Raw genomic sequence first — 21558 nt, 5'->3', positions numbered from 1 at the left:
GTGTCAGAGGCCGAGGTCGCGGCCGATGAGCTCCTTCATGATCTCGTTCGAGCCGGCCCAGATCTTCGAGACGCGGGCGTCGCGCCAGGCGCGGGCCACGCGGTACTCGTTCATGAAGCCGTAGCCGCCGTAGAGCTGGACGCACTCGTCGAGGACGTCGTTCTGCACCTGTGCGGACCACCACTTCGCCTTGGCGGCGTCGACGGCGGTGAGGGTGCCGTCGGCGTGCGCGGCGATGCAGTCGTCGATGTAGGCCTGGGTGACCTCGAGCTTGGTCTGCAGCTCGGCCATCTTGAACTTGTTGTGCTGGAAGGACCCGATGGCCTGCCCGAACGCCTTGCGCTCCTTGGTGTACTCCACGGTCTCGCGGAAGATCTGGAACGCGTGCGCGGTGTTGGCCACGGCGGCGCCGATCCGCTCCTGCGGAAGGCGCTGCATCATCGAGATGAAGCCCAGGCCCTCCTCGCCGAGCCGGTTCGCGTCGGGGACGCGGACGTTCTCGAAGAACAGCTCGGAGGTGTCGGCCTCCTCCTGGCCCACCTTGTCGAGCTTGCGCCCGCGGTTGAAGCCCTCCATACCGGCCTCGACCATGAGCAGGCTGATGCCCTTGGCGCCCTTGGAGGGGTCGGTGCGCGCCGCGACGATCACGAGGTCGGCCTGGTAGCCGTTGGTGATGAAGGTCTTGGAACCGTTGAGGATCCAGTCGTCACCGTCACGCACCGCGGTCGTCTTGAGGGCTGCGAGGTCCGAACCTCCGGAGGGCTCGGTCATCGCGATCGCGGCGATGAGGTCGCCACTCGCCATGCCCGGCAGCCAGCGCTGCTTCTGCTCCTCGGTGCCCAGGTCCACGATGTAGGGCGGGCAGACGTCGGAGTGGATGCCGAAGCACGAGGACACCGCGAAGTTGAAGCCGGCGATCTCCTCGGCGGCCACCGCGTTGAAGCGGTAGTCGTCGGCGCCCATGCCGCCGAACTCCTCGGGGATGTCGAGGCCGAACAGGCCCTGCTTCCCGGCTTCCTTCCAGATGTCGCGGTCGACCGACTTCACCTCGAGCATCTGCTCGGCCCGTGGCTTGAGGTTGCGGTCGATGAACTCGCGGACGGAGCTGCGGAAGGCCTCGTGGTCGGGGCCGTAGATGTTCCGGGGCATTGCGATCCTCCAAGTGACTAAGCGCTTGCTTAGTCTGCGATGGCTGCGGCATGCTGTCAACCATGTCGACCCCCGTGCGTGCCGCTGCCGCGAGCGAGCCCGGCACCGACACCGCGCACCGCCTGCTCGAGGCTGCCGCGGAGGCCTTCGCCGACCGCGGCTTCCATGCGACGACGACACGCGACATCGCCTCACGCGCCGGCCTGTCACCCGCCGGGGTCTACGTGCACTTCGCCTCCAAGGAGGAGCTGCTCTACCAGCTCAGCCGCGAGGGGCACGAGGCCGCGCGCGACATGCTCGTCGAGGCGTCCGAGGCGGCGGGGTCCCCCACCGAGGCGTTGCGCGCCATCATGGGCACCTTCTCGCGCTGGCACGCCGAGCACTTCCGCGTCGCGCGCATCGTCCAGTACGAGTTCGGCAACCTCACCCCCTCCCACCGGGACGCCGTCCTGGGACTGCGCAAGCAGATCGACGCCGTGGTCCGCGACGTCGTCACGGCGGGGGTCGCCTCGGGCGAGTTCAGCGTCGAGGACGTCCCCGACACGACGCTGGCCCTGATGTCGATGGCCGTCGACGTGGCGCGCTGGTACGACCCGGAGATCAAGCGCACCCCCGCCGCGATCGGCGAGGCCTACGCCGACCTCGGCATCCGCCTCGTCACCGCCCGCTGACCGCCGCCACCGCGCCCGTATGGCGCAGGCTCCCCCGAGGGGGCCCGCGCCATACGTCGTTGGTCGGACTACTTCACCTCGGACCGGCGCACGCGCCAGAAGCCGATGGCGAGCGGGAGCACCACCCACACCAGGCTCGACGTGCCGACCTGCGCCCAGTCCCGTGCCGACATGGCCGCCCCCTCGAGCAGGGGTTCCGTGGCGGCGCCGATGTCGAGCCACTGGCCGACGCTCCTCATCTGCTCCACCAGACCCGTGACGATCGACCAGACCGTCGGGAGGACGAGGTAGCCGACGATGGCTGCCGGGGTGTTGAGCAGGGACAGTCCGAACCCGACACCCTGGGCCAGGCTCAGGACGAGCACGAGCGCCACGCCCCACAGCATCCCGGCGGACAGGGTCCACGGGCTGTCCGCACCGCGCCCCTCGACGGCGACGAGGTTCGCCACCGCCGCGAGGGCCAGGGCGGCGACCAGGCAGGCCACCGCCGCGACCGTCGACGCGACCACCTTGGCCAGCACGACCCGGTGGCGCCGCGGCTCGAGCGCGAACGTCGTCAGTCCCGTGCGCTGGGACCACTCGGCGGTCGCGGCGAGGATGCCGACGATCGGCACCAGGAGCATCAGGGGCAGCGCGGTGGCCCCGAAGTACCCCTCGTAGCCGTGCGCACCTCCGCCGACGAACAGCATGATGGTGACGATGCCCGCGACGACCAGGCCGATGGTGACGAGCAGCCAGCGGCCGGCGCGCGTGTCGAGCTGCTTGCGCAGCTCCACGAGGGCGAGCCGCCCGAACGGGATCCCCGTCGTGGGACGCGCTCCGTCGATCCGCGGCAGCGAGACCTGGGAGCCGGGGCGCGTGACCGGGTGCGCGGAGTTGCCCGTCGCACCCGGCGCGGTCGCCGACGTGGGCCGGGTGCCGACCGGGGCGCTCATGCCGCCACCTCCTCACGGGCGGTGCTGGCGGTGAGCTCGAGGAACATGTCCTCGAGTCCGCGACCGTCCGCCTGCCGCAGCTCGACCAGGACGATCCCGTGCCGGGCAGCCGCGGCGCCGACACCGGCAGGTTCTGCCTCGGCGACGAGCCCGCCACCGGGGGCCCGGGTGCTGGCGATCCCCTCCGCTCGCAGCGCCCCCTCCAGGGCTGCGTCGTCGGTGGACCGGACCGTCGTGCCGGCCCCTCGCAGCAGCTCCGCCTTCGTGCCGGAGGCGACGATCCGGCCGTTCCCGATGACGACGATCTCGTCCGCGACGAGCTCGATCTCGTTCAACAGGTGCGACGAGAGGAGCACCGTGCCCCCGTCGTCGGCGAAACCGCGCAGCAGCGAACGCATCCACCGGATGCCGGCCGGGTCGAGGCCGTTCGCGGGCTCGTCGAGCACGAGGACCTCCGGGTCGCCCAGGAGGGCGTGCGCGAGGCCGAGCCGCTGCCGCATGCCGAGGGAGTAGTTGCGCACCCGTCGGTGGCTCTCGCGCTCGGTGAGCCCGACGACGTCGATCACCTCGTCGACCCGGCGGCGGTCGACCCCCATGACCAGGGCCGAGAGGGCGAGGACCTCGCGCCCGGTCCGCCCCGCGTGCTGGGCGCTGGCGTCGAGGAGGACGCCCACGTGGCGCCCGGGGTTCGGCAGGGCGGCATACGGGCGACCGAGGACGGTCGCGGTGCCGGAGGTGGCGGGCGTCAGGCCGCACAGGATGCGCATCGTGGTGGACTTCCCGGCACCGTTCGGGCCGAGGAAACCGGTGACGAGCCCCGGCTTGGCGTCGAAGGTGACGTCGTCGACGGCCACCACGGGTCCGTAGCGTCTGGTCAGGCTGTTCACTGAGATCATGGAGCCAGCCTGCGGGCGCAGCGGTGGTCGCCACATCGGTCCGGGGCACCTGTGGGGTCATCCTTTGGTCTCGGGTCACGGCCCCGGGGGATGACGACCGGCCTGGGCTCGGCGGCATACGCTCGTCGCGTGCTGCTGCGAAACGCGTCCCCGCTCCCCCGCACCGTCTGGGGCGAGACGTGGCGCCTGCTGCTCGCACTCGCCGTGGGGCTGGTGCTGTTCGGCATCGTCCTCACGGACGCCGAGCAGCCCGGCGCGCCCCAGGTCCCCGAGGTGCTGCCGTTCCTCGAGGTGGTGTTCGGGGTCGTCGCGCTGGCGCTGCTGCCGTTCCGCCGCCGGTTCCCCCTTCCCGTGGCCCTGGCCACGGCCGCCCTCAGCGGGGTCTCGTCGCTGGCCGTCGGTGCAGGACTGATCGCCATGGTGTCCCTGGCCAGCCACCGTCGCTGGCGCCCGGTCGCCCTCGCAGCCCTGGTGTCCGTCGCCGGCGGCCTCACGTACGAGGCGCTGCGTCCGACCCGGGACAGCCTGTGGTTCAGCCTCCTCAACGTCGTCATCGGCGCCCTGCTCGTGTCGCTGACGATCTCGATCGGCTACTACATCGGCGCCCGCCGCGACCTGATGGCGTCGCTGCGCGACCGGGCCGACACGGCCGAGCGCGAGCAGGCCAGCCGGGTCGCCGAGGCGAGGGCGAACGAGCGCGCGCAGATCGCCCGTGAGATGCACGACGTCCTCGCGCACCGGATCTCGTTGGTGGCCATGCACTCCGGCGCACTGGCCTACCGCAGCGACCTCACCCCGGATGAGACGACGAGGACCGCAGCGGTGATCCGCGACAACGCCCACCTCGCCCTCACCGAGCTGAGGGAGGTCCTCGGCGTGCTGCGCGACCCGACCAAGGGAGACCTCGACGCCCCCGGCGTCGAACCACCCCAGCCGAGCCTGGAGTCCGTGCAGGCGCTCGTCGACGAGGAGCGCGCGGCGGGCCGTGAAGTGGCTTCCTCGATCGAGGTCTCCCACCTCGAGGATGCCCCGAATGCTCTGTCCCGCAACGCCTTCCGCATCATCCAGGAGTGCCTGACCAACGCACGGAAGCACGCGCCGGGGGCCCCGGTCTCGCTCGCCGTGACCGGCGCACCGGGGGTCGGGCTGGACATCAGGGTGAGCAACGCCGTCGCGGTGCCTGCGCTGGCGCACCCCCTCCCCCAGTCCGGGATGGGCCTGGCCGGAGTGACCGAGAGGGCGGTGCTCTCCGGTGGTGAGCTGACCTTCGGCACCGACCGGCGCGGCCAGTTCGTCGTGCGCGCCCGGCTACCGTGGCGCGCATGAGCGAGACCATCCGCGTCGTCCTCGTGGACGACGACCCGCTCGTCCGCGCGGGCCTCGGCATGATCCTCGGCGGCGCGCCTGACATCGAGGTCGTCGGGGAGGCCGCTGACGGGGTCGAGGCGGTCGCCACGGTCGGCACCACGCAGCCCGACGTCGTGCTGATGGACCTGCGGATGCCCCGCCGCGACGGGCTCGAGGCCACCCGGCTCGTCGTCGCGGGACGGGCCGGGTCCGCACGCGTGACGCCGACCCGGGTCATCGTCCTCACCACCTTCGACACCGATGACATGGTGGTGTCGGCACTGCGCGTGGGGGCCAGCGGCTTCCTCCTCAAGGACACCCCGCCCCAGCGCATCGTCGACGCGATCCGGTCGGTGGCGGCGGGTGAGCCGACCCTCTCGCCGACCGTCACGGCGCAGCTGATCGCCTCGGTGACGGCGGGCGACACCGACCGCTCGACGTCTGCGAGGTCGCTGCTGGACACCCTCACCGAGCGCGAGCGCGAGGTCGCCGTGGCCATCGGCCGCGGACGGTCCAACGCCGAGATCGCGGCCGAGCTCTACCTCGGTGTCCCCACCGTCAAGACCCATGTCTCCCGGCTGCTCACCAAGCTGGACGCCGACAACCGCGTGCAGATCGCGCTGATCGTCCACGACGCCGGGCTCACCTGAGGCCCTGCTCCCCGGCGACCCGGCCGGCCTTCGGTCCGGCCGTTGCCATCAGCGTCGGTCCCACTGCTCCTTGGTGATCTCGAACCGGTAGCCGCCACGCTCCGCGCCCTCGACGCCCTGCATGTCCTCGGGCGTCGGGATCTGTGCGACGACGGACATGCCGAGCTTCGACATCACCTTCTGGGAGGAGACGTTGGACGCCATGGTCTCGCCCCAGACCATGGTGACTCCGAGCTCCGCGAAACCCTTGTCCACCAGCGCCCGCGAACCCTCCGTGGCGTACCCCTTGCCCCACGCGTCCTGTCGCAGCCGGTACCCGACCTCGACCTCGTCCAGGGGCCCCGTCCGCAGCGGGCGCAGGAGGAACCAGCCGATGAAGTCCCCGGTCTCCTTCTCGTGGGCGGCGAACAGCCCGAACCGGCTGTCCCACCGCTCGTACGCGTTGAGCAGGCTCGGGATGACCTCGTCCCGCACGGCGTCCGGCGTCAGGTCCGGCTCGCCGCCGGTGAGGTACCGCATCACCGCCGGGTCGCTGTCGAGCTCGATCAGCAGGTCCGCGTCGTGCGCGGTGAACTGGCGCAGCAGCAGGCGATCGGTCTCGGCGTAGTCGGTCATGGCGCAAGCATGCCGATGGCGGTGCGCGCCGCCAACCGAGTTTCCTGCAGACCAGCGCGCGGCAGGTCGGTCAGCGGGCGCTCAGCGGCTCGACCTGCCGCACGAGCTCGGCGACCAGCCCGTAGGTCGCGTCCTCGGTGTTGTCGGCCAGTCCCATGATTACCGTGTCGATCCCGGCCTCGGAGAGCTTCCCGAACCGCTCCACCGTCTCGTCGACGGTGGCGTACGGCTTCCCGCCGGGGCCGCTGCCCGAACCGTCGCTGCTAAGAGCCACCCGCGCCAGGACCGTCTTGTCGATCTCGTCGTAGTCGCGCCCGACGTCGTCACAGTGACCGCGCAGGATGTCGAGCTTGCGCGGGATCCCCTCCGGGCCCAGACCGTTGTCGAACAGGTTGCACGCGTCGGCGTACTGGGCCACCAGTCGCAGCGTCTTCTTCTCGCCGCCTCCCCCGATGAGGATCGGCGGGTGGGGCCGGCTCAGGCTCTCGGGGACGTTGAGGGGCCGGTCGAGCTGGTAGTGCCGCCCGGCATACGGGGACTGGTCCCCGGCCCACATCTGCCGGCAGATCTGCAGCGTCTCCTCGAGCCGCTCGAAGCGCTCCTTGGTGGAGGGGTAGGGCACCCCCAGGCCACGGTGCTCCTCCTCGTTCCAGGCGGCACCGATCCCCAGCCAGGCCCGCCCACCGGAGAGGACGTCGAGACTGGTGACGGTCTTGGCCAGCAGTCCGGGGTGCCGGTAGGTGACACCGGTGACGAGCGTGCCCAGCCCGATCCGGCTGGTCTGTCCGGCAGCGAATGCGAGCGCGGTGTACCCCTCGACCATGTCGAGCTCCGGCGGCCCGATCATCGAGATCTGGAAGAAGTGGTCCATCACCCACAGGCTCGACAGACCCGCCCCCTCGCTGTTGCGGGCGATCCGGCCGAAGGTGGGCCCGATCGTGGCCGGCGCCCCCGGCCAGGAGAAGTAGGAGACCTGGTGTCCGAGTCGCATGCTCCATCCTGCGCACAGCCGCGCACCGACCACAACGGCGGGTGTGCCGCAGCCCGCGCCACCGGGTGGGTGGAGCGGGCTGCGGTGGTGCGCTACGGCTGCGGTGCGAACTGCGGTGGTGCGTTGCGGCTGCGGCTGCGTCGGTGCGCTGGCGCTTCGGTCAGTCGCGGGTGAGCTTGCGGTAGGTCACCCGGTGCGGGCGGGCCGCGTCGGCACCGAGGCGCTCGACCTTGTTGGCCTCGTACGACTCGAAGTTGCCCTCGAACCAGTACCACTTGCTCGGGTTCTCCTCGGTGCCCTCGTAGGCGAGGATGTGCGTCGCCACCCGGTCGAGGAACCACCGGTCGTGGCTGATGACCACGGCGCAGCCCGGGAAGTCGAGCAGGGCGTTCTCGAGGGAGCCCAGCGTCTCGACGTCGAGGTCGTTGGTCGGCTCGTCGAGCAGGAGCAGGTTGCCGCCCTGCTTGAGGGTCAGCGCGAGGTTGAGGCGGTTGCGCTCGCCACCGGAGAGCACCCCCGTCATCTTCTGCTGGTCCGGGCCCTTGAACCCGAACTGCGACACGTAGGCCCGCGAGGGGATCTCGACCTGGCCCACCTGGATGTGGTCGAGGCCGTCCGACACGGTCTCCCAGAGGTTCTTCTTCGGGTCGAGGCCCGAACGGCTCTGGTCGACGTACGACATCTTGACCGTCTCGCCGATCTTGACCGAACCGTCGTCCGCCTCCTCGAGGCCGACGATGGTCTTGAACAGCGTGGTCTTGCCGACGCCGTTCGGGCCGATGACTCCGACGATGCCGTTGCGCGGGAGCGTGAACGACAGGTCCTCGATGAGGACGCGGTCGCCGAAGCCCTTCTTCAGCTTGTTGACCTCGATGACGGTCGAGCCCAGGCGCGGACCCGGCGGGATCGCGATCTCGTCGAAGTCGAGCTTGCGGGTGCGGTCGGCCTCGGCCGCCATCTCCTCGTACCTGGCCAGTCGGGCCTTGGACTTCACCTGGCGGGCCTTGGCGTTGGAGCGGACCCACTCGAGCTCGGTCGCGAGGCGCTTGGCCAGCTTGGCGTCCTTCTTGCCCTGGACCTCCAGACGCGCCTGCTTCTTCTCCAGGTAGGTCGAGTAGTTGCCCTCGTAGGGGTAGGCGCGGCCGCGGTCGAGCTCGAGGATCCACTGCGCGACGTTGTCCATGAAGTACCGGTCGTGGGTGACCGCGACGACGGCACCGTGGTAGGCGGCGAGGTGCTGCTCGAGCCACAGGACCGACTCGGCGTCGAGGTGGTTGGTGGGCTCGTCGAGCAGCAGGAGGTCGGGCTTCCGCAGGAGCAGCTTGCACAGGGCCACGCGGCGGCGCTCACCACCGGAGAGGACCGTGACGTCGGCGTCCGGCGGCGGGCAGCGCAGGGCGTCCATGGCCTGCTCGAGCTGGGAGTCGAGGTCCCAGGCGTCGGCGGCGTCGATGGCCTCCTGGAGCTTGCCCATCTCCTCCATCAGCGCGTCGAAGTCGGCGTCGGGCTCGGCCATCTCCGCGGAGATGGCGTTGTAGCGGTCGAGCTTGGCCTTGATCTCGCCGGCGCCCTCCTCGACGTTTCCGAGGACGGTCTTGGACTCGTTGAGCTCGGGCTCCTGCATGAGGATGCCGACCGAGTACCCCGGCGTCAGGCGGGCCTCGCCGTTGGACGGCTGGTCGAGCCCGGCCATGATCTTGAGGACCGAGGACTTGCCGGCGCCGTTGGGTCCGACGACGCCGATCTTGGCCCCGGGATAGAAGGAGATGGTGACGTCATCGAGGATGACCTTGTCGCCATGGGCCTTGCGGGCCTTCGACATGACGTAGATGAACTCGGGCATGGGGGCAAGGCTAACGGCCACCGCCCCCACGCCCGAATCCGCGTGCCGCCGTCTCAGACGGCGGTGAGCTCGCGACCGGAGTCCTCGCGCTCCGGGTCCTCCCGGTCGGCTTCGCGCGGCACCAGTCCCGTGGGCTGGGGCACGACGTCGTACTCGTCGTTCGCCGCGTCGAGCCCGCTCCCGGCCTCGAGCTCGGCGTGCACGGACTGGATCGCCTCGTCGGAGAGCCGGTCCGTCTGGTCCATCTGGGCCCGGCTCACCCTGACCAGCTCGGTCGTGCCCCACGTGAGGTCGTGCCCCACCGTGTAGGCGTCGATCTCGACCGAGGTTGCCGGGATGTTGTCGCTGCGCATCCACTGGTTCACCCGCATCCGGCCGTAGACGACCACGGGGTCGCCCTTCTTCAGCGAGTTGGCGACGTTGGCCCCGAGGGTCCGGAACGCCGTCACGTTGAAGAAGTTGGTCGGGCCGTCCTCGTACTCGCGCGTCTGCGGGTTGGGCCGGCGCACCGTCGACGCCAGCCGGAACGCCGTGAAGGGCACTCCCCCGCGCGTCGTCCGCGACTCCGGGTTGGCCACCAGTCGTCCCTGGACCGTCGTGTAGATCTCGTTCATGTCGTCCACCTCATCCTCTTCGTCCGTCCCCGTCAGCGGGGTTGGACGCAAGGGTGGCGAGCGACGAGGGGCCGCGGGAGGGTGGACGCCGGCACCTGTGGACAGCCGGTGACAGGACGACGAGGTGTGGACGGGCTACGGGTCGGGCCCTCAGGCAGAGGCGCGGTCGAGGCCTTCGCGGGCCGCCCGGTGCCTGGCCAGCACGGCACGCACCGGCCCCACGATCCGCTCCGCGGCCACCGCTGCGACCGCGTCGGTGAGGCGGCCACGGATGACCTGCCCTCGCCGGCGCGCACCGAGGCGGGCCAACCACCGCGCCAGCGCGGCGAGCGCCAGGCCCAGCAGCAACCCGCCGGCGAACATCAGCAGCGGGTACGGCACCGGCCCGAGGCTCGGCGTGCTGACGTCATGGATGGCCAGCCACCCCAGGACGACGAGGACCACCAGCCACACCAGGCCGAGCACGGCCACGAGGGAGAGCAGCAGCTGGGCGATCCCGAACACCCGCCACCACAAGGGTGCCCGCATCCTCAAGGAGGTGCCGACGACGGCCTGGTCGAGGGCGTCGGAGAGCTCGGGACCGGGCGGCGTCGCCGCGTCGGACACGGCTTCCGCCCACCGGTGCGGCAAACCCTCGGCGGCACCGTCGCCCACACCCCGGGTCGCGAGGTCGACGGCGGCCCTGGCCGCCGGGGTGGGCGGGGGAAGGGAGGAGCGGCCCAGGACCGAGCGGACGTCCCCCGCGGTGACGGCGAGCTTCTCCTCCACGGAGTCACGGGTGTTGAGCCGCAACCGCTTCATCGGGTCGGGGCGCAGCGCACGGACCCAGCGCGTGAACGGCCAACCGGTCCTGCTCCAGGCCTGGTTGCGGTAGTCGCGCTCCACGGCCGCGACGACCGTCGGGATCCCCGCGGCACGGGACAACGCCTCGACGAGGGCGGCGTCCACGGTGTCGGGCAGGGTGGGCTCGGTGTCGGCGACGTCGACCCGGAGGCGGCCGGACGTCGCACGGATGTCGGCCGCCAGCCGTGCCTGCGCGGCGTTCCGGGCGGCCACGGCGGTGCCCAACCGCATCGCCAGCTCGTCGAGACCCGTGCGGGTCGTCGCGGACGTCGCGAGGACCTGCACCCCGGCGATGCCGTCCTCGGCGGTGAGGCGCGCGAGATCCCCTCGGATCTGCGTGACGGCGTCCGCCGACAGGCGGTCTGCCTGGTTGAGGACCACCACGGTGACGGCGTCGTGCGTCGACAGCACCTTGAGGAAGTCGTCGTGCAGCCGGGCGTCGGCGTACTTCTGGGGGTCGGTCACCCACACGAACACGTCGACGAGCTCGAGCACGCGCTCGGACTCGAGCCTGTGGGCCTCGACGCGGGAGTCGAAGTCGGGCAGGTCGAGGAGCACGAGGCCGTCGAGGTTCCAGGTCACCGCAGGGGCACCCTTCGACGGCTTCCCCCCGCCGGTCGCGGGAGCACCCGTGGGAGCTGCCTGCACGTGGTGCCGCTGCGCCACCTCGAGCCAGTCGAGCAGGTCGCTCGCGTCGTCGTCGCCCCAGACCGCGGCGATGGGGCGCGAGGTCGTCGGCCGCCGAGCGCCCACGGTTGCCACACCATCACCGACGATCGCGTTGAACAGGCTGGACTTCCCCGAGCCCGTGGCGCCCGCGAGCGCGACCACGGTGTGGTTGCCGGACCTGGACGTGCGGGCCGTGACCTTCTCGATGACGGCTCGGGCGTCGACGACGCGGCCGGGGTCGAGCTGGCTCCCCCCGGCCTCGAGGGCGTCACCGAGGGCGGCGGAACGCTCGCCCAGCTCCTCGGCGCTCATCCCCTTGACCTTGCTCCGGCCCATGATCAACGGGCTCATCGAACCGCCTTCACCGCTGCTGCGGCATCTGCCAGGCGCTCGGCCCGGTCTTCCCTGGTGGCCACGCCCTCGAGGGCGTGGTCGTAGCGGAGCTGCTCCGCGGCATACAGCTCACGCACCCGCTCGAGGAGGCGCTTGCGGGCGCGGATGGCCATGTCGCGCACGGCCTGGTCGCCGAAGATGGCCTCGAGCACCTTCTGCGCGAGCACCGCGGTCCCGCCGGCGATGCCGACCTCGGCGCCGGCGAGGAGCCCGCCGGTGTGCGCGAACACCACCAGCATGAGGATCACACCGATCCCGTTGAGTCCGTATGCCGCGATGCGGGCCGTCGTGCGCCGGTCCTTGCCCTCGCTGCGCACCATGTCGAGCAGCTCGCCCTGCCAGTCGCGCACGAGGCGCTCGACGGAGGCGGTGAACTCGGGCGAGGCCTTGGCCATGCCCGGGTGCGCCTGGAGCACGGAGTCGCCGCCCGGCAGCTGACGCCACTGGCGGACCACGGTGGCGGCCGCTCCCTGGCCCTGCGACTGGATGAGGGCGGCGACACCGGTCTGCAGTGCCTCACCGAGGTCGCCTGACGGGGGTGGGGTGCCCTTGATCGCGGCGGTGATGCGGTCGCGGACCTTGGAGATGGTCGACTCGACCTGCTTGAAGAACTCGCCGGTCCCGACGTACTCCTGCCAGCGGGCGAGCACCTCGCCACGCAGGAGGGTCCCGTCGGTCATGCCCTGCTCGACGTGGAGGACGGCGTCGCGGTAGGACAGCTCGGCCGCCTCGTGGAGCGCGGTCACGGCCGTCACCTGGTCGCGGGTCGAGCCGACGAGGGAGACGGTGCGCTCCTCGAGGGAGCCCAGCGCCCCGTCGAGGGTCTGCTTGACGATCACCGCGCGGGCCCGGGCGTCGCTCGCGAGCGCCGACAGCCACGACCGCAGTCGGGCGACGTCGGCCTCGGGGAGGCGACCCTCGGAGGTGAGGGCGGCCTCCGGGATGCCGAAGATGGGCGCGGTCGACAGTCCCTGGTCGCGCAGCATCGACGCGAGGTGGCTGCGGATGTCGGCCATCGCCTCGGGGGGCACCCGGTCGAGGACGATCGCCACGGCGGTGCCGCGCTCGGAGGCCTGGCGCAGCAGGTCCCACGGGACGGCGTCGGCGTAGCGCGCGGCCGTGGTGACGAACAGCCACAGGTCGGCCGCCGCGAGGAGCTGGCCGGCCAGGGCGCGGTTGGCACTGACCACCGAGTCGATGTCGGGGGCGTCGAGCAGGGCCATGCCCGGCGGCAGGGAGCTGGACGCCACCATCCGCAGCGAGGCCTCGCCGTCGTCCTCGGTCGCGGCGCCGGTGACCCGGCTCAGACCGGGCAGGATCCGGTCGTCGAGGAACCAGCGCTCGTCCTTGGGGTGGTGCACGAGGACCGGGGTGGTGGTCGTCGGCCGCAGCACTCCCGACCGGCTCACCTGGGCGTCGACGATGGAGTTGACCAGCGTCGACTTGCCCGCGCCCGTCGAACCACCCACGACCGCGAGCAGCGGGGCGTCCAGCGACCGCAGCCGCGGGATGACGTAGTCGTCGAGCTGCTTGAGCAGCGAGTCACGGGTCGCGCGACCCGTGGCCACGCCGGGGATGTCGAGCGGCAGCTCTGCGTCTGCCACCTGGTCTCGGAGGGTCGTCACGGCGCCCAACATGGACATGGCGTCGTCCCGGGAAATCACACCGCAAGCCTAACGAACCGGACCGCATGCAACCTGCCACGACAGACCGTTGCGGACCCCTCATCGGTAACGATCGGGTCGTGCGCCCCCTCCGGAGGACCACGAGGCCCCTCCGCGGCGGGTTCACGAGGGTGGTCCGGTGCCGACGAGGCAGTGACGGGAGGCCGGCTACCGCCGGAAGTACCCGTCGTACCCGCTCGCCGTGGACCCGTCCCCCGAGTCGCTCTCGCGCGGCTGGAGGCGCTCGACCGGCTCGATCTGCTCCACCTCGTCGACGAAGATCGAGTCCCCGTCGCCGCCCCGCACAGGGCGGGCGGACCGAGACGCGCGCGGAACCTTCAGGTTCGGGAACCGACCGGTTCGGACCGTCGGGATGACCGGACCGGCAGGTCGCCCGACCTCACCGTGCTCGGTCACCGCCACGGTCCTGGGTGTGCCGACGTCCGACGCACTCCCCTCCGGCACCCCGGCCACGAGCCCGGCCAGGGAGTCCTCGAGGTCGTCCATGTCGGGCAGCCGGGCCCACCACAGTCCGAGGGGGGCCAGCAGCAGGAGCGCACCCAGGGGCCAGGACAGGTTGCCGATCACCTGCTCGTGGTACCCCGGGCCGATGCTGCCCGAGATGACCCCGGGGTCGGTGGAGGCGTACGGGTTGTCGCCGAACAGGGCGATGATGCAGATGGCGCTCGCCACGAGGGAGAGCAGGGCCGCGACCGCCCACAGGACGAGCCACTCCCACCGCAGGTACCGCGTGTGGCTGACGGGCTGGCACCGGTGCAGGACCACCAGCAGGCCGGCGAGGGACACGGCGACGACCAGCACGCTGACGGGCGCGCGGTACCCGCCGAAGAGGGCCATGCCGATGATCCGCTGCATCAGCGAGACCGTGGGCACCCCCGACCCGAGGCCGGACTGGCCGGTGTACTGCGCGCCGAGGGCCCATGCGGATCGCGCCTCGATCAACGCACCCACGAGAAGGGCCGCCACCCCGACCTCGGCCACGCGCACGGTGAGGAACCACACCTGCGCCCCAGACAGCTCCCTCGCCTTCTGCAGCATCCCCACCCCTTCGTCGGTCCGACAAATCTATCCCGGTCGGAGGCGTCCACAATGGTGCGATGCGCATCTTTGCCGCGGTCGTGCCCCCGGAGGACGCCCTCGAGGACCTGGCGGACTTCCTCGACCCCCGACGGGACACCGACCGCGAGCTCCGCTGGACCGATCCCTCGCTGTGGCACATCACCCTCGCCTTCATGGCCGACGTCCCCGAGGGTCGCCTCGACGAGGTCGCGCTCGCCGTGGCCGAGGCCGCCGCCCACCGCGAACCGTTCGCCTCCCGGCTGCACTCGGGTGGGGCCTTCCCGCACGCGGCGGACGCCAGGGTCCTGTGGATCGGGGTCGACGGCGACGACGAGGCCAGGGGCTCCCTGGCCGCGCTGGCGCGCAACGTCCGGTCGTCCTGTGCCCACGTCGGCGCCACACCCGAGGGCGGTGGCTTCCAGCCGCACCTCACCGTGGCCCGGGCGCGGCACTCCTTCGAGGCGACCCGCTGGCTGCGGGTGCTCGACGCGTACTCCGGTCCGCGGTGGAACGCCGACGAGGTGACGCTGTTCGCCTCGCACGCGCCGTCGGGTGGCCGCCCGCGCCAGTACCGCCCTGTCGCGACGATGCCACTCGGTGGCGAGGAGTGAGCCCAGCCGCCGCTGCCCTCGCCCCGGTCGTCGACGTCCACCCGTATGCCGCCCGCGAGGCCTTCGCCGCGCTCCTCGCCCACGCGGTGCCCGGGCTCGAGCGGGTCGAGGCGTCGACCGGGACGTACGAGCGGCTGGTGCCGACGCCGGCGGGACCGCGCCTCCTGCTGGCGCACTTCGCCGGGGACCGGGTCACCGTCAGCGCCCGGATCAGGCCAGGGTCCGTCGACCAGCTCGGCGCCGTCGGCCGCCGGGTACGACAGTGGCTCGACCTCGACACCGACCTCGCGGCAGCTGCCAGGCACCTGGGCGGCGACCCCGTCCTGGGGCCGCTCGTCGCCGCGAACCCGACGCTGCGGATCCTGGGCGCCTTCGACGGTTTCGAGGCCACCGTCATGACGGTGCTCGGCCAGCACGTCTCGCTCCAGGCCGCCCAGACCTTCGCCGCACGACTCGTCCAGCGCTGGGGAGTCCTCGATGCAGACTCCACGCTGCGCGAGTTCCCATCCCCTGCAACACTTTCCGTCGCCGACGCCACGGAGCTTCAGTCGGTTGTCGGCGTGACCGGGGCACGGGCTCGCACCGTCGTGGCCCTGGCGCAGGCCTGTGCGCAAGGGCTGGTCATCGCACCCGACTCGGACCACAGCGAGGTCCGGCGCCGCCTCCTCGCGCTGCCCGGCATCGGGCCGTGGACCGTCGACTACGTCGCCATGCGGGCACTCAGGGACGCTGACGCGTTCCCCCACGGCGACCTCGTCCTGCGCAAGGCCCTCGACCTCCCGACCCAGCGCGAGGTGCTCACCCGGTCAGCGGGCTGGGCCCCGTGGCGGGCCTATGCGGCCATCCACCTGTGGCACCACGCGGCATACGCGAAGCACCTCTGACCACGCCGGAGCGGCGAGCCGGCACGTCCGCGCCCCAGGCTCATCGGCATGGGATGGCGCCCCCGGCAGGACTCGAACCTGCGACCCAGTCATTAGAAGTGACTCGCTCTATCCGCTGAGCTACGGGGGCCAGTGGGCCAGAGACTAACCGATCGCGAAACATCCTCTTGGCGGACGCCTTCCGCATCCTTCCCGCGATCTGAGGTCTCAGTCAGAGCTCGCTGCCGCCTGCGGCGGGCGGGCCGACAGCTGGGCCGTGCGGCGCAGGGCGAGCTCGGCGAGCAGGGCCGCCCCGTCCGGCACGACCGAGTCGTCGAAGTCAGCCCGCGGCGAGTGGTTGTCGGGTGCAGAGTCGTGGTCGGCCGCGGGACAGGCGCTGAGGTTGACGTACGCGCTGGGCACGAGCTGACCGACGAACGAGAAGTCCTCGGACCCCATCTCCGGATCGCGCTGGTGGCTGTAGCGGTCGGCGCCGAACAGGTCGACGATGGTGTCCTTGGCGAAGGCGTACTCGGCCTCGTCGTTGACCGTCACGGGGTAGCCGGGGAGGTGCTCGACGACGGCGGTGAGGCCGTGGGCGGCGGCGAGCTGGGTGCACAGCCGTTCGATCTTCGCGCTGACCTCGGCTCGGGCCTCCTCCGAGAGGCTGCGCACGGTCGCCTCGAACACCGCCTCGTCGGGGATGATGTTGTCCTTGGTGCCACCGACGAACTTCCCCACGGTGATGACGACCGGGTCGAACACGTCGAACTGACGGGTGACGAGGGTCTGCAGGGCCACGACGATCTCGCAGGCCACGGGGATCGGGTCCTTGGCCCGGAACGGCTGCGACCCGTGTCCGCCCTCGCCGACGATGGTCACCCTGACCTCGTCCGCCGCAGCCATGAGCGGACCGGGACGGCCGAACCAGACCCCCTTCGCGTACTCGGACGAGTAGACGTGCAGGGCGTAGGCGGCGTCGACACGACGGCCGGCAGCCTCGAGCAGGCCCTCGCGGATCATCGGCTCCGCTCCCCCGGGTCCCTCCTCCCCGGGCTGGAACATGAGCACGACGTCACCCTCGAGCTCGTCGCGCAGCTCGTGCAGGATCCGCGCCGCACCGACCAGGCCCGCGACGTGGAGGTCGTGGCCGCAGGCGTGCATCCGGCCGACGTGGCGTGAGACGTGGTCGAGGTCGAGGTCCTCGGTGACCGGCAGGGCGTCCATGTCGCCGCGCAGCAGGACGACCGGGCGGTCCGTCCCGGTGCGCGAGCCGCCACGGCCGCGCAGGACCGCGACGACCGACGACAGCTCGCGACCCAGCGTGACCTCGAGGTCGAGGCCGTCCAGCGCGTCGAGGACGGCCCGCTGCGTGAGCGGCAGGTCCATGCCGACCTCCGGCACCTGGTGCAGCTCGCGCCGGAGTCGGACGAGGTCGGGGCCGATGGTCGAGGCGATGTCGAGGGTGCGCACGACCTGCACGCTAGTACGCGCCGAGGAACTCCCGGCGTCGCGCCGTCAGCGCGTCGAGCAGCTCGCGCTCGGTCTGCAGGGCCTGGTCGTCGGCTGCGCTGTGGTGCATGCGCGCACGGAGGAGGGCGAGCTCGCTGGCGGAGTCCTGGAAGCTGCGCATCGACGCCAGCGACGCACGCCCGGCCGACCGCGCCCACACCCGTGCGCTGCGCCGACCCGCCATGGTCGACAGCATCTGCACCTCGCTGGGCGAGAGCCAGCCGGCGTCGGCGTACGCGCTGAGGTAGCGGCCGATGAGCCGCCCCTCGCGTCGACGGGCCCACACCACGAGCGCGCCGAACGCCACGAAGATCGGCACCTCGACGAACAGGTAGACGGTGACCAGCCCGGCGCCTCCGGTGACGGCAGCCAGGTTCCAGATCGCGTGCAGCAGGGCGGCGAGGACGTACCCCGCCACCGGTGCGGCGACCTTGAGGACCCGGCTGCGGGTGGTGGCCGCGATCCCGATCCCGATGCCCGTCATCACCGTGAAGATCGGGTGGGCGAACGGCGTGAACAGGCACCGGGCGATGAACGTCCCGGTGAGGGCCGCGTCCCCGCCGTCGGCGTAGGCCAGGCCGAGGTACTGGATGTTCTCGGTGAAGGCGAAGCCGGCGGCGACGATCCCGGCATAGACCATCCCGTCGATGATCCCGTCGAACTCGCGTCGACGCAGGCGCCAGACCAGGAGCACCAGCAGCCCCTTGACCGCCTCCTCCACCAGCGGCGCGGAGAAGATCGCCGTGGCCAGGCCTGCAGTCTCGGTCCCGCCGGTGGCGGCCTGGAACGCGATGTTGGCGCCGGTGTTGAAGATCCCGGCCAGCAGTGCCGCGACGAGGGCGCCCCACCCGAACGCCACGAGCAGGTACCGGGTCGGCTCGGCCTCGAACCGGTCGAGCCACAGGAAGGTCGGGATGACGACGCCGAGCGGGATCGCTGCGAGCAGGATGGCGAGCAGGCTCGTCACGACGCCGAGCGTGGCCCCGTAGTAGACGGCGAGGACGACCGCGGCCAGGGCGAAACCGATGACGATGACGCCCGCGAGCAGCCACCGCCGCAACGTCCCACGGCCGCTGCGCCGCACCGGACCGGAGGGGGCCGCCCCGGGCGCGCCGGCGGCATGCCCCGCCTCTTGTCCCCACGTCATGACGGGCAGGCTAGTGCAGCGGGCCCCGCGACGCGGGGCACGTGTCCGGGGGTGGCCATAGGGTGTGCGGGTGACGCAGAACCCCACCGACCGCTCCGTCAACGACCGCATCGTCTGGATCGACTGCGAGATGACCGGGCTGTCCCTCGAGAACGACGCCCTCATCGAGGTCGCGGCGCTCGTGACCGACTTCGAGCTCAACCAGCTCGGCGACGGTGTCGACGTCGTGATCGCACCGCCCGCCGAGGCGCTCGAGCAGATGGACGACTTCGTGCGCAACATGCACACGTCATCCGGCCTGCTGGACGAGCTGGCCGGCGGCACCACGATGGAGGCCGCGGAGAAGCTGGTGCTCGACTACGTCCGCGAGTGGGTGCCAGAGCCGCGCAAGGCCCCCCTGGGCGGCAACACCGTCGGCACCGACCGCAACTTCCTCCTGCGCGACATGGCCGAGCTCGAGGCCCACCTGCACTACCGCATCATCGACGTGTCCTCGATCAAGGAGCTGTCGCGGCGCTGGTACCCCCGCGCCTACTTCAGCTCCCCCAAGAAGTCCGGTGGCCACCGCGCGCTCGCGGACATCCGCGAGTCCATCGCCGAGCTGCGCTACTACCGCGAGGCCGTGTTCGTGGCCCAGCCCGGTCCCGACAGCGTCACCGCCAAGTCCATCGCGGCCCGTCACGTCGTCGACCACGGCACCGAGCCCGTCGCGGACGCCGGCGGCTCCCCCGCATGATCGCGAGCACGTATGGCGCGGACCACGGTCCGCGCCGCAGGGACCCACCCGGGGTGGTCACGAGCACTGCCCCGGAGCAGGTACGATGGTCCACGCTTACGCGGCCGGCTCCATTGTCCGGTCGTGTCGCATGGTGGGCGTAGCTCAGCTGGTAGAGCACCGCGTTGTGGTCGCGGGGGTCGCGGGTTCAAGCCCCGTCGCTCACCCCATACCGAACGGCCCCGGGTCTGCAGAGATGCAGACCCGGGGCCGTTCGGCGTTTTCCGTGCGACTTTGCGCAAGTTCGAGCATTTGCTTGCCGTGGCTGCGCTCGCGGCGTCAGGATGTGCAGCGGCCGGGGGGACCGCACACGGGTGGTCGTACGGCACGACGAAGGGGGAAGGTCATGTCGGTTCGACGTCTGCTGGGGGGCGCGCTCGCGTTCCTCGTCGCCGGGGCGGTGGTGGTGCCGGCCACGACCACCGCGGCCTCCGGAGCCACACCGGCACCCGACCGCACGAGTGCGGTCGAGGCCCGCCGGGTCGACTCCCTGCCGGTCCCCAAGATCACCTGGTTCGACTGCAGCGTGATCACGCCGCGCGGCGCCTGCGGCACCGTGCGCCTGCCCGTCGACTACGACCAGCCCAAGGGCGCCACCACCGAGGTGGCCCTGTTCCGGGTCAAGGTCGCCGACCCGAAGAAGAAGATCGGGACGCTCTTCCTCAACCCCGGCGGACCCGGCGGCTCGGGCGTGCAGTTCGCCGCCGCGGCCCCGTTCTTCCTCGGTCCGGACGTCCTGGCGAAGTTCGACATCGTCGGGGTCGACCCCCGCGGCACCAACTTCAGCGACAACGTGCGGTGCTTCAAGGACCTCGGGGCCCAGGCGAAGGCCCTGTCAGGGCTCAACACGCCGTTCCCCACGACGGCGGGCCAGCGCGAGGCCTACATCAAGTCGGCCATGACCTTCGGCAAGACCTGCTCGACCACGGGGCAGCCCCTCGTGTCGTCGATGTCGACCGCAGAGGTCGCCCGCGACATGGACGTGCTGCGGCGCACCTTCGGCGACACCAAGCTCTCCTACCTCGGGTTCTCCTACGGCACCTACCTCGGCCAGGTCTACGCGAACATGTTCCCGGACCGCGTCCGTGCGGTGGCCATCGACGGTGTGCTCGACCCCGTCGCGTGGTCGGGCAGCCAGGGTGCGACCCCCGAGCCGCAGACCCAGCGCCTCAAGTCGGGCGAGGGTGCCTACCGCGCCCTGGTGAAGATCCTCGACCTCTGCAAGACGTCCGGGCCCGACTTCTGCAACCTGGCCGCCATGGGTGACCCGCGGACGCTGTTCACGCAGGCGATGGCCGACCTGAGGGCCAATCCGATCGTCATCTCCGACCCCGAGACCGGTGAGGTCTTCTTCACCCTCGACTACGCCACCGCCACCGCGATGCTGCTGGGTGACCTCTACAGCCCCGACGGTTCGATGTTCGTCGACTGGGACCTCAGCAGCATCGTCTCGATCACGCAGGACCCGATGGCTCGCAAGGCGGCCACCCGACGGGCCGCTGCTGCCCTCCTGGCCCGCGCCGAGACGAAGGCTGCCGCTGACCGCGCCGCCAAGGTCAAGCTCGCCAAGGCCGGTGCGAGGGCCGGATGGGGCTTCCCGTACGACAACTCCCCCGAGGCGTTCCAGTCGGTGCTGTGCAGCGACGGGACCAACCCCAGCTCAGCACGCCTGTGGCCCTACTTCACGGCGACCGCGCAGCGCAACGCCCCCGGTTTCGGACCGCTCTGGTCGTGGGCGTCGGCCCCGTGCGCGTCCTCGACGTGGACGGCGACCGACGAGGACGCCTACCGCGGGCCATTCACCAAGCGGACCGCCAACCCCGTGCTCGTCGTGGGCAACTACTGGGACCCCGCCACCAACTACGCCGGCGCGGTCAAGGCGTCCACGCTGCTGCCGAACAGTCGGCTGGTGTCCAGCAACAGCTGGGGCCACACGGCATACGGCACGTCCGAGTGCGTCACCAAGGCCGTGGACACGTACCTGCTGACTGCCGCGGTGCCGCCGGTGGGCACCCGGTGCGTCGGTGACCAGCAGCCGTTCACCGACCCGATCGAGCAGCCGCAGGAACAGCTGCGCCAGAGCGGTACGAGTCGCATCCTGCCGCCGGTGGTGGCACCGGTCCAGGGGGCTCTCCCCCGCCTCTGACCGGAGCACTCCGCAAGGACTCCGCAGCACCGCACCACCCGCACCACCCGACAGGGCGTCTCGCACGAGGCGCCCTGTCGGCGTCCCGGTGCGGTGCGAAACCTCGTCAGCGGCCAAAGATTTCCCCAAGGCGCCCCTCCTAGC

Annotated in this window: 19 protein-coding genes and 2 tRNA genes; 8 read left to right on the top strand and 13 right to left on the bottom strand. The window is 71.5% G+C overall.

The window, feature by feature from the left end; all coding sequences use genetic code 11:
• Positions 1–3: 3 nt before the first annotated feature.
• Entirely contained in the window at positions 4–1149 is a 1146-nt protein-coding gene (locus tag ACYVKF_RS13410) for an acyl-CoA dehydrogenase family protein (RefSeq protein ID WP_056917794.1), read from the bottom strand.
• A 62-nt stretch (positions 1150–1211) separates the two neighbouring features.
• Here ACYVKF_RS13410 and ACYVKF_RS13405 point away from each other — a divergent pair, with 62 nt between their 5' ends.
• Positions 1212–1820 carry a TetR/AcrR family transcriptional regulator gene (locus ACYVKF_RS13405; RefSeq protein ID WP_235530798.1) on the top strand — a complete coding sequence of 203 codons (609 nt, stop codon included), beginning with the start codon at positions 1212–1214 and terminating at the stop codon, positions 1818–1820.
• 68 nt (positions 1821–1888) lie between these two features.
• Here ACYVKF_RS13405 and ACYVKF_RS13400 read toward each other — a convergent pair whose 3' ends face one another.
• Positions 1889–2755 (bottom strand): ABC transporter permease, encoded by an 867-nt coding sequence (locus ACYVKF_RS13400; protein WP_460967027.1) that lies wholly within the window; start codon positions 2753–2755, stop codon positions 1889–1891.
• Positions 2752–3651 carry an ABC transporter ATP-binding protein gene (locus ACYVKF_RS13395; RefSeq protein WP_082581092.1) on the bottom strand — a complete coding sequence of 300 codons (900 nt, stop codon included), beginning with the start codon at positions 3649–3651 and terminating at the stop codon, positions 2752–2754. Before ACYVKF_RS13395 ends, ACYVKF_RS13400 begins: the two co-directional genes overlap by 4 nt.
• A 129-nt stretch (positions 3652–3780) precedes the next feature.
• On the opposite strand from ACYVKF_RS13395, the gene ACYVKF_RS13390 reads away from it, so the two are divergent.
• Together ACYVKF_RS13390 and ACYVKF_RS13385 are read left to right on the top strand one after the other, a co-directional pair.
• Positions 3781–4977, top strand: coding sequence for a sensor histidine kinase (locus ACYVKF_RS13390; protein ID WP_460967025.1), 1197 nt, complete (start codon positions 3781–3783; stop codon positions 4975–4977).
• Complete coding sequence (locus ACYVKF_RS13385) at positions 4974–5648, top strand: response regulator (RefSeq protein WP_460967023.1); 675 nt, start codon at positions 4974–4976, stop codon at positions 5646–5648. The genes ACYVKF_RS13390 and ACYVKF_RS13385 overlap by 4 nt, the downstream gene beginning before the upstream one ends.
• Before the next feature lie 48 nt (positions 5649–5696).
• Here ACYVKF_RS13385 and ACYVKF_RS13380 read toward each other — a convergent pair whose 3' ends face one another.
• The 7 genes from ACYVKF_RS13380 to ACYVKF_RS13350 form a co-directional block, all read right to left on the bottom strand.
• Entirely contained in the window at positions 5697–6263 is a 567-nt protein-coding gene (locus tag ACYVKF_RS13380; protein WP_056917800.1) for a GNAT family N-acetyltransferase, read from the bottom strand.
• Positions 6264–6333: 70 nt separating this feature from the next.
• Positions 6334–7254: an LLM class F420-dependent oxidoreductase gene (locus ACYVKF_RS13375; RefSeq protein ID WP_460967021.1), complete on the bottom strand. Its 921-nt coding sequence runs from the start codon at positions 7252–7254 to the stop codon at positions 6334–6336.
• A 160-nt stretch (positions 7255–7414) separates the two neighbouring features.
• Entirely contained in the window at positions 7415–9097 is a 1683-nt protein-coding gene (ettA, locus tag ACYVKF_RS13370) for an energy-dependent translational throttle protein EttA (protein WP_460967019.1), read from the bottom strand.
• A gap of 53 nt (positions 9098–9150) precedes the next feature.
• Positions 9151–9711, bottom strand: a complete 561-nt coding sequence (locus ACYVKF_RS13365) for a single-stranded DNA-binding protein (RefSeq protein ID WP_162246865.1) — start codon at positions 9709–9711, stop codon at positions 9151–9153.
• A 150-nt stretch (positions 9712–9861) separates the two neighbouring features.
• Positions 9862–11574 (bottom strand): GTPase, encoded by a 1713-nt coding sequence (locus tag ACYVKF_RS13360; protein ID WP_056920058.1) that lies wholly within the window; start codon positions 11572–11574, stop codon positions 9862–9864.
• Positions 11571–13241, bottom strand: a complete 1671-nt coding sequence (locus tag ACYVKF_RS13355) for a dynamin family protein (RefSeq protein ID WP_369818832.1) — start codon at positions 13239–13241, stop codon at positions 11571–11573. Before ACYVKF_RS13355 ends, ACYVKF_RS13360 begins: the two co-directional genes overlap by 4 nt.
• A gap of 207 nt (positions 13242–13448) precedes the next feature.
• Entirely contained in the window at positions 13449–14339 is an 891-nt protein-coding gene (locus ACYVKF_RS13350) for a hypothetical protein (RefSeq protein ID WP_157598555.1), read from the bottom strand.
• A 59-nt stretch (positions 14340–14398) separates the two neighbouring features.
• Between ACYVKF_RS13350 and thpR the strand changes: the two genes are divergently transcribed.
• Complete coding sequence (gene thpR, locus ACYVKF_RS13345; protein ID WP_056917807.1) at positions 14399–14971, top strand: RNA 2',3'-cyclic phosphodiesterase; 573 nt, start codon at positions 14399–14401, stop codon at positions 14969–14971.
• A complete protein-coding gene (locus ACYVKF_RS13340) occupies positions 14968–15855 on the top strand; it encodes a DNA-3-methyladenine glycosylase family protein (protein WP_460967015.1) in 888 nt (295 codons plus the stop codon). The genes thpR and ACYVKF_RS13340 overlap by 4 nt, the downstream gene beginning before the upstream one ends.
• A gap of 54 nt (positions 15856–15909) precedes the next feature.
• Here the strand turns inward: ACYVKF_RS13340 and ACYVKF_RS13335 are convergent.
• The 3 genes from ACYVKF_RS13335 to ACYVKF_RS13325 all read right to left on the bottom strand — a co-directional run bounded on the left by ACYVKF_RS13335 (position 15910) and on the right by ACYVKF_RS13325 (position 18493).
• Positions 15910–15985 (bottom strand) — tRNA-Arg (locus ACYVKF_RS13335).
• 77 nt (positions 15986–16062) lie between these two features.
• Complete coding sequence (locus ACYVKF_RS13330; protein ID WP_460967013.1) at positions 16063–17307, bottom strand: M20 metallopeptidase family protein; 1245 nt, start codon at positions 17305–17307, stop codon at positions 16063–16065.
• A gap of 10 nt (positions 17308–17317) precedes the next feature.
• Complete coding sequence (locus ACYVKF_RS13325) at positions 17318–18493, bottom strand: PrsW family intramembrane metalloprotease (RefSeq protein WP_056917808.1); 1176 nt, start codon at positions 18491–18493, stop codon at positions 17318–17320.
• Positions 18494–18563: 70 nt separating this feature from the next.
• Between ACYVKF_RS13325 and orn the strand changes: the two genes are divergently transcribed.
• From orn to ACYVKF_RS13310, 3 genes are all read left to right on the top strand, one after another.
• Positions 18564–19229, top strand: coding sequence for an oligoribonuclease (gene orn, locus ACYVKF_RS13320; protein ID WP_460967011.1), 666 nt, complete (start codon positions 18564–18566; stop codon positions 19227–19229).
• 133 nt (positions 19230–19362) lie between these two features.
• Positions 19363–19438: transfer RNA gene (locus ACYVKF_RS13315), tRNA-His, on the top strand.
• Positions 19439–19614: 176 nt separating this feature from the next.
• Entirely contained in the window at positions 19615–21414 is a 1800-nt protein-coding gene (locus ACYVKF_RS13310) for an alpha/beta hydrolase (RefSeq protein ID WP_460967009.1), read from the top strand.
• The last annotated feature ends 144 nt before the right edge of the window (positions 21415–21558 follow it).

This window comes from Pedococcus soli (assembly GCF_054782575.1).
Note: the sequence above shows the minus strand (reverse complement) of the source record. Positions and strands in the feature narration are given on the sequence as shown.

Bases quoted from the DNA above. Each gene is read 5' to 3' on its own strand.
- thpR (WP_056917807.1), top strand. From the start codon at position 14,399: ATGCGCATCTTTGCCGCGGTCGTGCCCCCGGAGGACGCCCTCGAGGAC.
- ACYVKF_RS13375 (WP_460967021.1), bottom strand. From the start codon at position 7,254: ATGCGACTCGGACACCAGGTCTCCTACTTCTCCTGGCCGGGGGCGCCG.
- ACYVKF_RS13325 (WP_056917808.1), bottom strand. From the start codon at position 18,493: ATGACGTGGGGACAAGAGGCGGGGCATGCCGCCGGCGCGCCCGGGGCG.
- ACYVKF_RS13350 (WP_157598555.1), bottom strand. From the start codon at position 14,339: ATGCTGCAGAAGGCGAGGGAGCTGTCTGGGGCGCAGGTGTGGTTCCTC.
- ACYVKF_RS13410 (WP_056917794.1), bottom strand. From the start codon at position 1,149: ATGCCCCGGAACATCTACGGCCCCGACCACGAGGCCTTCCGCAGCTCC.
- ACYVKF_RS13400 (WP_460967027.1), bottom strand. From the start codon at position 2,755: ATGAGCGCCCCGGTCGGCACCCGGCCCACGTCGGCGACCGCGCCGGGT.
- ACYVKF_RS13385 (WP_460967023.1), top strand. From the start codon at position 4,974: ATGAGCGAGACCATCCGCGTCGTCCTCGTGGACGACGACCCGCTCGTC.
- ACYVKF_RS13395 (WP_082581092.1), bottom strand. From the start codon at position 3,651: ATGATCTCAGTGAACAGCCTGACCAGACGCTACGGACCCGTGGTGGCC.
- ACYVKF_RS13360 (WP_056920058.1), bottom strand. From the start codon at position 11,574: ATGAGCCCGTTGATCATGGGCCGGAGCAAGGTCAAGGGGATGAGCGCC.
- ACYVKF_RS13405 (WP_235530798.1), top strand. From the start codon at position 1,212: ATGTCGACCCCCGTGCGTGCCGCTGCCGCGAGCGAGCCCGGCACCGAC.
- ACYVKF_RS13310 (WP_460967009.1), top strand. From the start codon at position 19,615: ATGTCGGTTCGACGTCTGCTGGGGGGCGCGCTCGCGTTCCTCGTCGCC.
- ettA (WP_460967019.1), bottom strand. From the start codon at position 9,097: ATGCCCGAGTTCATCTACGTCATGTCGAAGGCCCGCAAGGCCCATGGC.
- ACYVKF_RS13365 (WP_162246865.1), bottom strand. From the start codon at position 9,711: ATGAACGAGATCTACACGACGGTCCAGGGACGACTGGTGGCCAACCCG.
- ACYVKF_RS13380 (WP_056917800.1), bottom strand. From the start codon at position 6,263: ATGACCGACTACGCCGAGACCGATCGCCTGCTGCTGCGCCAGTTCACC.